The organism is Vibrio sp. D173a (assembly GCF_030248475.1).
The window spans coordinates 1-631 of the sequence record NZ_JAHGAH010001644.1 but is presented as its reverse complement, the minus strand read 5'-3'; the positions used below and the strand labels follow the sequence as shown (position 1 = coordinate 631).

The following is a 631-nucleotide window of genomic DNA, read 5'->3' as shown; positions in this document are numbered from 1 at the left end:
GTCCTCGCTGTTGAATTTCAGATTGTCTGATCACGGCTTCCAAGATCACAGCATCAGGTGTTTGGTCGTCAAACTGCGCCAAAACCTTTTCAATATGCGGTTTCAAAGGGCTTAACTGAGTATCGAGTGCGTGTTGGTCTTTGAGTGATGCAAGCTTTTCAAGCAATGAGTATAAGGTCCCTCTGTGCTCGAGGGATTGATAGAGCGAATAGAGGTCAAGGACAGGTTGTTTTTTTAAAGCCGTAAGAAGTTGTTCATCTTGCATGTGTTATCTAGCCTTTCATCGGGGAAGAGTTTGACCACATCATACCCGCTAAGAAATCACTTAGATAACACATGAATCAACAACAGCTCGAGTTGTTGCTATTTTTCTTTCACTAGAAGGTGATTGCGGTTATCTCGGCTCTTTTTAATAAGTTCGTTTCTTTCGTCCATATCATCAGACTTAGCCAATCTATCGTAAAGAAGTACATTCACCGTTGCCGCTAAGTTCATACAACCAACCGTCGGTACATACACAACATGATCAGCGCGATCTGCAACGTCTTGAGAAATCGAACCGTCTTCTGGACCAAAGATGTAGATAGCGTTTTCTGGGTGTTGGAAGCTTGGTAGTGGCGTCGCGCCTTCT

General features: G+C 43.7%; 1 protein-coding gene and 1 pseudogene. Both read right to left on the bottom strand.

The window, feature by feature from the left end; all coding sequences use genetic code 11:
• Positions 1-265, bottom strand: a pseudogene (locus KIV40_RS35310) (lysophospholipase); the annotation flags it as partial.
• 98 nt (positions 266-363) lie between these two features.
• Positions 364-631: TrmH family RNA methyltransferase (locus tag KIV40_RS35305; protein ID WP_285354137.1), on the bottom strand; the 268-nt coding region annotated here is incomplete at its 5' end.